7 protein-coding genes and 1 pseudogene are annotated in these 8160 nt (G+C 71.5%); 2 read left to right on the top strand and 6 right to left on the bottom strand.

Features of this window, described 5'->3' with window-relative positions; all coding sequences use genetic code 11:
- Nucleotides 1-222: 222 nt before the first annotated feature.
- Nucleotides 223-1603 (bottom strand): annotated as a pseudogene (locus TR50_RS25830) (SMI1/KNR4 family protein).
- 692 nt (nucleotides 1604-2295) lie between these two features.
- On the opposite strand from TR50_RS25830, the gene TR50_RS25825 reads away from it, so the two are divergent.
- Nucleotides 2296-2682: a hypothetical protein gene (locus TR50_RS25825; RefSeq protein ID WP_042426672.1), complete on the top strand. Its 387-nt coding sequence runs from the start codon at nucleotides 2296-2298 to the stop codon at nucleotides 2680-2682.
- Nucleotides 2683-2962: 280 nt separating this feature from the next.
- On the opposite strand, the gene ku is transcribed toward TR50_RS25825, so the two are convergent.
- The 5 genes from ku to TR50_RS25800 form a co-directional block, all read right to left on the bottom strand.
- Nucleotides 2963-3871 carry a non-homologous end joining protein Ku gene (gene ku, locus TR50_RS25820; RefSeq protein ID WP_042426669.1) on the bottom strand — a complete coding sequence of 303 codons (909 nt, stop codon included), beginning with the start codon at nucleotides 3869-3871 and terminating at the stop codon, nucleotides 2963-2965.
- A gap of 194 nt (nucleotides 3872-4065) precedes the next feature.
- Entirely contained in the window at nucleotides 4066-4326 is a 261-nt protein-coding gene (locus tag TR50_RS25815; protein WP_042426666.1) for a hypothetical protein, read from the bottom strand.
- Between the two features lie 618 nt (nucleotides 4327-4944).
- Nucleotides 4945-5361 carry a YybH family protein gene (locus TR50_RS25810; RefSeq protein WP_042426663.1) on the bottom strand — a complete coding sequence of 139 codons (417 nt, stop codon included), beginning with the start codon at nucleotides 5359-5361 and terminating at the stop codon, nucleotides 4945-4947.
- Nucleotides 5362-5539: 178 nt separating this feature from the next.
- Nucleotides 5540-6358 (bottom strand): alpha/beta hydrolase fold domain-containing protein, encoded by an 819-nt coding sequence (locus TR50_RS25805; protein ID WP_236654593.1) that lies wholly within the window; start codon nucleotides 6356-6358, stop codon nucleotides 5540-5542.
- A gap of 256 nt (nucleotides 6359-6614) precedes the next feature.
- Complete coding sequence (locus TR50_RS25800) at nucleotides 6615-6986, bottom strand: nuclear transport factor 2 family protein (protein ID WP_162837972.1); 372 nt, start codon at nucleotides 6984-6986, stop codon at nucleotides 6615-6617.
- Nucleotides 6987-7116: 130 nt separating this feature from the next.
- Here TR50_RS25800 and TR50_RS25795 point away from each other — a divergent pair, with 130 nt between their 5' ends.
- Entirely contained in the window at nucleotides 7117-7986 is an 870-nt protein-coding gene (locus TR50_RS25795; RefSeq protein ID WP_042426650.1) for a MerR family transcriptional regulator, read from the top strand.
- Nucleotides 7987-8160: the final 174 nt, after the last annotated feature.

The raw sequence follows: 8160 nt of genomic DNA, 5'->3' as shown, positions 1-8160 counted from the left end.
CCCCGCACAAGGGCTGCGGGACGCAACGATTGCATCCCCGGAACCAAGGCTCCGCGCCGGGAAACGACCGTCCGCGACAGGCGAAGACCGCCGGAGCGTTCCCGCAGAGCGCAAGGCGCCCGGACCGGTCGGCACACACCAACCCCCGGTCAGGCCTATCGGGACCCGCCCACGCACCACACCCAACGGCACCGACACTGCCCACGTTGGAACCCTCAGCGGCTACGGCAGGGGCCCCAGGTCGCCGTCGACGACCGTCTCGGTGATCAGGGGGCGGTCCCACAGGGCCAGGATCTCGTTCGCCAGCGCCACGATCGGGCGCGGATCCCGGTTGCTGTAAGCCCTGATGGAGGCCGCCGAGAGGCTGCGCGGGACTGCACCGGCGTCGAGCAGGACGCGCCAGTCCTCCGGTGTGAGCTCGAGGAATTCCAGTCCCGTCAGTCCGGCGATCTCCAGCGGGTCCGCGAGGGACCCGGAGTCGGCAAAGAGGGTACGCAGGCGGGGCAGCCCGATGACCGGGGCCAGGCTGAACGGCTCCCCCCTCCCACCCGCCGAGGCTCAGGACCTCCAGGTCGGGATGGGCCGCAGCTTCGATGCTCTTGAGGCTCTGGTGGTGCACCCTCGCCACGAACGGCGGCCGGTCCCGGCTCCGGCCGGAGTACCAGTTGCGGTCCGGATCGAGCAACAGGTCGGTGAGGGACTCAGCGAAGAGGGCAGCGCCGATGCTCTGCTCGTGGCCGAGCACGATGATCTGCCCGGTGTGACCTCGCGGGCCCGGCGTGAGGTCGACCACGACCTGGTCTCCGCCGCCGGTGCCGCCGATGACGATCCATCCGGGGGAACCGACCAGGTCCTGCACAGCCGCGTCAGGTGAGGTGACGGACACCTCCCGCGCCGCGTGTTCCCAGCTGAAGCGACGGCTCGACATGTCGGCGACGGCGAGCCGGTCCAGGGAGTACAGCTCGAAGCCGACGGCCTCGTAGACGTGCCGTGCCGTCTCGTAGTCGCCCCAGTCCTTCCATCTCGCGCGGGTGACGCGGTAGAGGACCTTGATCTCTTCGGGGAGCGCCGTACCCAGGCGGGTCTCCGTGGCGGCGATCTCTTCCTCGGTGGCGCCGATCGCGTCGGGTATCCGCTCCCGAAGGGTGCGTTCCAGCAGCACCCGGTCCACCGACGGCGCCGGCCGCGCGCCCGGCACGGTCTCGGGAAGGCGGCGCCACGGCTCGGGCACGGCGCCCTCGACCAGGATCAAAGCGCCGGGAAGGGCGCTGCCGATGCCCGGATCAGCCGCAGGAGTGGAATCGAACAGGTGAAGCACCGTCCTCCCGCTCCCGGTGATCTCCGCGGTGAAGGCGATGTGGGCGTCCGCGGTCTTCGGGAGCGCGTTCCGCACGCGCCCGACCGCGTCGAACTCCTCCTGCCGGTCCGAGACCAGCATGGCGCCCCCGGGCTGCGGACGCTGCCGCCGCAGCGGCACGCTCCACGAGATGCGGCCGATCCTCCCCGCCACATGGCCGCCCGGCGCCGCCAAGGCCTCCGGGTGTGCGGCCCGCAGGAGCCGCAGCAAAGGCTCCCAGGTCGCAAAGTCGTGAAGCGGGGACACCAGCGGCTCCGTCGGTCCGGTGATCGTGACGGTGGCGATTATGGCCCCCGCCACCGACACCCCCACAACAACCAGCCCCCCCGCCCGCGCAGCGGGCAACCGATCAGAGCACCACCCTCAACAGGCAAGCCACCGTGCGGACCCAAAGCCGAACACCCAAGCCGCCAAGTCCAGCACCCACCCGCCAACTGAAACGCCCAGTCACCACCGACAGTCCCCCGAACACGCGAAAAGGGGCCCGCGGGCAGACTGCGGAAACCGACCCGAGGACGCGGGCCCACGCCCCGACCCCGCCGCCCGGGGCAGACTGCGCTGACCCGGAGCGCCCGTGCCCGAGACCGGCTCGCACGAGAACGGCGGACGGGGCGCGATAGCGCGGGACAGGAACAGGACGGGCGTTGCAGGCAGGCACCGGCCAGGACCGGCATCGTGGCGCTGGCGGGCCTCTTCGCGTTCTGCGCGAGGGTGTCCGTCACCGAGCCGCGGCACGGCCACGGACCCGACCAGGTCAACCTCATAGCCCCGGCCCTCGTATACGGGATCCTCACCCTGGTCCCACCCGGCCGGCACTCCGGACCGAAGTGGCCCTTCGAGCACACCAGGAACGACTGGCTCCGACCGACCGGACCCAGGCGACCGCAGCGCAGCCCGCCCGGACACGCTGAACCGAGCCGCCGACCGGACAGCCGGGCGTGTCGGGGCCGCGCACGGCGGCTGGTGTCGATGTTCGGACGCACGAACCACACCGCAGCCGACACACTCCCCGCCCGCCAGACCTGATCGACCCCCAGCGCGCCCTGCACGCCGCACGGCAGGCCGCCCAGGACCACGGCAACAAGGTCGCCGCCGAGCGCCGTGAACTCTTCCCGGGCGAGGACCAGTGGCGCGAGCGCGCCGTCTGGCCCGAGGACGGGCCCGAGCGCGCCGAACTCGCCCGCCTCCGTGCCGAGCGCGACGCCCTCTGGGGGCAGATCCGACACCATCCGGTCATGGAACAGGCCCGTGCCGAAGGCTGCGCGAAGGAGACCGGCTTCGCCCTGCAGAAGGCCGGCCTGGCCGACGCCGACGGCGGTTCGTAGCGCCCGAGGATCCGCCGCTGCTGCGGCACCCGTTGATACGTAAGAAGGCACCGGCCAGGACGGGGGGAGCCTGGCCGGTGCCGGTCATCAGGTGCGGGCGCCACGCCGTGGCGGTCGCCTACGCGGCGAAGGGCTCTGCGGGGCATCAGCCGGACGATCGTCCCCGCAGGCGAAAGGTGAGGCCCGGGGACACAGTCCTCGGCACGACACCCGCACGGTTGCTACAACCAACCACCCCCTGTCGGGCATTCCCTGCCCGCCGGTCCGGGTTCCAGGCGGCCTACGAGGCCCGCTTCGACGCCGTCTTCTTGGCCGTCGTCTTCTTCGCGGTCGACTTCCCGGCCGCGGCCTTCTTGCTTCCCGGCTTCTCCCCGCGCTTGGCCTGCGACTCGGCGATCGACGCCTGCAGGGCCGCCATGAGGTCCACCGCGGGCGCCGCCGCGGCGGCCGGTTCGGCCCCGCGCTCGACCTCGCCGCCGCCGGTCTTCGCGGCCAGCAGCTCGTCCAGGGCCCGCACGTACTGGTCCCGCTCGGCGTCCAGGTCGTAGTCCCGGCTCATGGACGCGGCGAGCTGGAGCGCCATCTGGATCTCGTTGCGGTGGATCGGCTCGTCCGCCGTCGGGACCCGGATGCCGGCCGGGGTGCGGATCTCGTCCGGCCACTTCACCGTCTGCAGGATCAGCAGGCCGTCCCGCTCGCGCAGCACCGCCAGGGACTCCCGGTCCCGCAGGGCGATCTTCGTGACCGCGACCTGCCCCGACTCGCGCAGCGCCCGGGCCAGCAGGACGTACGGCTTGGCGGGGGCCTTCTCGCCCAACCCCACGTAGTACGGGGTGTCCCAGCTGAGCGGGTCGATCTGCGCCTCGGGCAGGAAGGCGTGCACGTCGATGACGTGCTTCGTCGGCAGCGGCAGCCGTTCTATGTCGTCGTCGGTGAGCACGACCATGGCGCCGTCCGGCACCTCCCAGCCGCGGGCGATCTCGTCCGGCCGCAGCTCCCGGTCCTCGGCCTCGCAGAACTTCCGGTACCGGATCCGGCCCAGGTCATCCGCGTGGTGCTGGTGGGTGACCGGCCCGGAGTGCCCCTCGGTAGCCGTGAACAGGCGGACCGGCACCGCCACGAGCCCGAACGTGATCGACCCCGTCCACACCGGTCTGCCGAGCGGGGCTTCCGCCGAGGTGCTGCTCATACCCCTCACGCTAAGACCGTGCACGAACCACGGCCCGTCGACCTCCTCCTCCCCCGCCACTGCGACGCCCGGCGGGGTCCCGTCCGCGCAACCCCGCCCACCGCTCCCGGCCCGGCGCCGTGAGACGGCGGTACCCCCGCCGGCCGAAGCCGACGGGGACACCGATCACCGCAGGACAGGAGCCTGGCGCTCCGCTAGCGGTTGCAGACCTCATGAGCGGGCACCCAGACGCGGGTCCAGTACCCCGAGTGCATCCGACCGTGCCCGTCGCGGCCGACCGGATGCCAGCTGCGCTCCCAGTGCCCCTGCACCATGCGGCAGTGCCGGTCGCGGTCACCCGGCCCGTGGTGCGGCGCCGCGGACGCGGTCCCCACCGCACCGAGCACCGCTCCGCCGGCCAGCGTCACCGCAGCAGAACCGAGCGCCACGACCTTCTTCACACGTCCACCGAACATGGCTGAACCCCTCTCAACTGTGCTGTCCCCCCGGCTCTCCACTGATTCAGCCGGGCAACGACAACCCTCCCCCGCCACCACCCCACCGACCACAAAACACCACACACCATGACGGAATCAGGAAGATCCACCGACAGCACTGAAATAGTCATCAGAAAGGGCAAATCGCTGGGGACTGTGCCCGACCCCGAAACCACCCGCGCCGGACACAGACCCGCACCGCCCGCACCGCACCAGCCCCAGCCCCAGCCCCAGCCCCAGGAGGATCACTGCCACGAGGCGGTGACCAGCACGGCTGCCTCCCTGTTGGACACCGGTCCGCCCCGCACCAGGCCGGAGTCCGCCGTGCGATCACGGACTCCTCCTACGAGTAGCAGTCATCGCCTCAGTTCGTCCGGCCTGCAACGACTGAGGCGAGCAGCGGAGATCGCTTTCCCGGCGACCGCTTGCGCCCTGGACAGGCACCTGTCCGCTCTGGTTGCGTTTCCGGATTCGCCGGTCGATGCCCGTCTGGCTCCTGCCGCCCGCGACGAGGCTGGGAGAGTCTGCCGTCGCGGGCGCCGCCCTCGCCGAGGAGATCCGCTCGGGAGGTGGGCCGGTCGCGTCGCAGATCAGGCCCTACACGGTAGTGATCTTGCCGTCCCACTCGCCGCCGGCCGGGACGGAGGCGTGCTGGTGGATCAGTTCCCAGCCGTTCTCGCGCCGTTCGAAGCAGTCGGTCTGCCGGGCCATGACGTGCTTGGTGGCGCCGTTCTTGAGCACGATGTTCGTGCTCTGCACCGTGCAGACGATGCCCATGTCCCCGTTGACCTTCGCGTCGAGTTCGAGGATCTCGACTTTGCAGGACTCGAAGTTGGCGAAGGTGCCGTCGAACAGCTTGCGCGCCGGGGCGACGCCCCTGGACGCGAACGGGGGGATGTCGAACCACAGCACGTCGGACGCCCAGTGCCGGGTGCTCTGCGCGCCGGTCATCGACGCCGCCATCTCGCGGACGATGGCGATGATGGCTTCCCTGTCCTGCTCGGTCGTCGTCATGACGTTGCTCCCTTCATCTCATGGCCCTGCTCGGCCGCTACGGGCAACCCTGCGGCGTGCCGTCAGGGGAGGTGCAAGACCCGGTCCCGCGACGGGATCTCCCCTGAGGGGAGATCCCCTGCCAAGCGCCTGCTTTCAGCGCTGGACATCGGGGGTTTCCCCCTGCGAAGCCGGCCACTCAGAGGGCCGCCAGGGTGCGGATCCGGTCGGCGAAGGCCCGCCGGGCGGCCCCGGACTGGGGGGCGAGGCGGTCCCATCCGTGCGGGACCCCGGGATGGACATGCAGTTCAACGGGGACGCCCGCGGCTGCCAGGCGCGCGGCGTAGGCGATGTCCTCGTCGCGGAAGATGTCGAGGTCACCGGTGTCGATGTAGGCCGGGGCCAGCCCGGCGGCGTCGGTCAGGCGGGCCGGTGCGGCGATCGGGGAGACGGCCGCGGTGTCGAACGTGTCGCCGAGGACCGTCTTCCAGGCGGTGTAGTTGTCGTCGTAGGTCCAGGTCAGGAAGGGTTCGCGGGCCGGGTCGGGGCCCTGGTTGCGGTCGTCGAGCATGGGATAGACCAGGATCTGCCGGGCCAGGGGGATGTGCCGGTCGCGGGCCAGGATGGCGACAGCGGCGGCGGGTGCGCCGCCGCCGCTGTCGCCCATCACCGCGATGCGTCCGGTGTCCACGGCCAGTTCGTGCGCGTGGTCGATCAGCCAGGTCAGACCGGCGAAGACGTCCTCGGCGAGCATGGTGCCGGTCGCCTCGGGGGCCAGGCGGTAGCCGACGGACAGGAACGGCACCCGACTGTGGGCGACGTACCAGGACACCAGGGTGTCGTAGGCGTCCAGGTCGCCCAGGATCATGCCGCCGCCGTGGGCGTAGAGCACGGCCGGGCCGGGCCCGGTGGTCCCGCCGGTGGTGTACCAGCGCAGTTCGATCCGGGCGCCGTCGGGTGCCGCGGCGAAGTAGGTGGCGGTCCTGATCCCGGTGACCGGGGGGACCAGCGCCGCCATGACGGCCTGGCCGAGGTTGCCGGCCTCGCGAATCGACCTCCAGTCCCCGCGCTCGCGGCAGGTACGCCGGCGGCCTGCCCGGTGCGGGCGGCCAGGAGGGGGACGAGTTCCGGGTCGAGGGTGTAGTTCATGGGGAGTGGTTCCCGCTTTCCACAGGTGGACGGACGGGTGCGCAGCGAAGCGGCGGCGCGAGCAGACCGGCGGGCCGGTCCGCGTGCGCCGCGGGCCTCGGGCGGGCCGGACGGCGCGGTGCCTGTCAGTACGGGCAGGGCTGGTTGCGGATCACGGCGAGGCTGACGATCTTGCCGTCGCGCACGCTGAAGTAGTCCGACATCACCAGTTCGGCCGGGAGGCTGGTCTTGTCGTAGGCGCCGTCATAGCGCGAGCGCACGATGGTCTGGCCGTAGTGCGCGACGACCTCGACCGGCTCCATCGTGACGTGGTCGCCGATCATCTCCTTCTCGGCCCAGGCCCGGATGGCTGCGATGCCGCTGATCTCACGGCGCGCATCGTTGACGTAGGCGTCCTCGGCGAAGGTGGCGACCATCCGGTCCAGATCGAAGGCGTTGACCGCCGCCAGGTACTCGGCGACGACGGGCGGCAGGGCCGTACTCGTGGGCATGGTCATGGTTTCGGCTCCCTTCGGCCGACGGCCCGGTCGACCGCCTGCAAGCAGGCTCGGGCGTTCCCCGACGAGAGGTGCAAGACCGGGGCGCGCCCGTGCATCTCCCCTGGGGGGAGGTGGCACAGTGGCAGGCATGGACGCGACACTGCCGATCGGGGACTTCGCGAGGGCCACGCACCTGAGCGTGAAGACGCTGCGCTACTACCACCAGGTGGGCCTGCTGGAACCGGACGAGGTGGACCGGCACACCGGCCACCGGTACTACACCACCGCGCAGATCCCGACCGCGCAGATCATCCGCCGCTTCCGCACCCTGGACATGCCGGTCGAGCAGATCGCCAAGGTACTGGCCGCCCCCGACCTCGACACCCGCAACGCGCTACTGGCCGCGCACCTGAACCAGATGGAGCAGGAATTGGCGCGCAGCCAGTCGGCGGTCGCCTCGCTGCGCGACCTGCTCACCCGCCCGTCCGGCGGCACCCCGGCCGAGATCGGGCGCCGGAGCGCTCCCGCCACGCCGGCGGCTGCGATCACCGACACAGTGGACGTCGCCGACGCGCTGACCTGGTACCAGGGCGCGCTCGGCGAGATCTACGCGACGCTCGACGCCCAGGGACTGCCCGCCGGCGCACCGGCCGGCGGGATCTTCAGCACCGACCTGTTCACCCACGGGCACGGACCGGCGACGATCTTCGTGCCCTGCGCCGGACCGCTGCGCCCCATGGGCCGGGTCGACACGCTGGTCATCCCGCCCGTCGAGTTGGCGACGATCGTGCACCACGGCCCGCACACGAACATCGACCTGGCCTACGGAGCCCTCGGCACGTACGTCGCCGAACACGCCCTCGCCGTGGACGGCCCCATCCGCGAGTACTACCCCGTCGGACGCCACCAGAGCGCACAGGCGGCCGAATGGCGCACCGAGATCTGCTGGCCGATCTTCCACACCGGACCGCCACCCGACCAACCCACACCGCCCACACACAACGGCGGCGACGGATAGAAGCCGCACGCGACACCCGGAACCCACCCGCGGCACCGAACGCACCGAAACCGGCGAAATCGAAACTCCGGGGGCTACCGGCAGCCAACGCGTATCTTCAGCCGGACAGCCAACGCAGCGAGGTCGAGCCCCTGACCTGCGCTGGTTACCGCCCCGGTGACCAGATCCACGGCT

The sequence above is a fragment of the Streptacidiphilus anmyonensis genome (genome assembly GCF_000787855.1).
GTDB classification, from domain to species: domain Bacteria; phylum Actinomycetota; class Actinomycetes; order Streptomycetales; family Streptomycetaceae; genus Streptacidiphilus; species Streptacidiphilus anmyonensis.
Note: the sequence above shows the minus strand (reverse complement) of the source record. Positions and strands in the feature narration are given on the sequence as shown.

What these genes read in the sequence shown, in the direction of transcription:
- ku (WP_042426669.1), bottom strand. Translation starts at nt 3,871, where the DNA reads ATGAGCAGCACCTCGGCGGAAGCCCCGCTCGGCAGACCGGTGTGGACG.
- TR50_RS25815 (WP_042426666.1), bottom strand. Translation starts at nt 4,326, where the DNA reads ATGTTCGGTGGACGTGTGAAGAAGGTCGTGGCGCTCGGTTCTGCTGCG.
- TR50_RS25810 (WP_042426663.1), bottom strand. Translation starts at nt 5,361, where the DNA reads ATGACGACGACCGAGCAGGACAGGGAAGCCATCATCGCCATCGTCCGC.
- TR50_RS25805 (WP_236654593.1), bottom strand. Translation starts at nt 6,358, where the DNA reads ATGGCGGCGCTGGTCCCCCCGGTCACCGGGATCAGGACCGCCACCTAC.
- TR50_RS25800 (WP_162837972.1), bottom strand. Translation starts at nt 6,986, where the DNA reads ATGACCATGCCCACGAGTACGGCCCTGCCGCCCGTCGTCGCCGAGTAC.
- TR50_RS25795 (WP_042426650.1), top strand. Translation starts at nt 7,117, where the DNA reads ATGGACGCGACACTGCCGATCGGGGACTTCGCGAGGGCCACGCACCTG.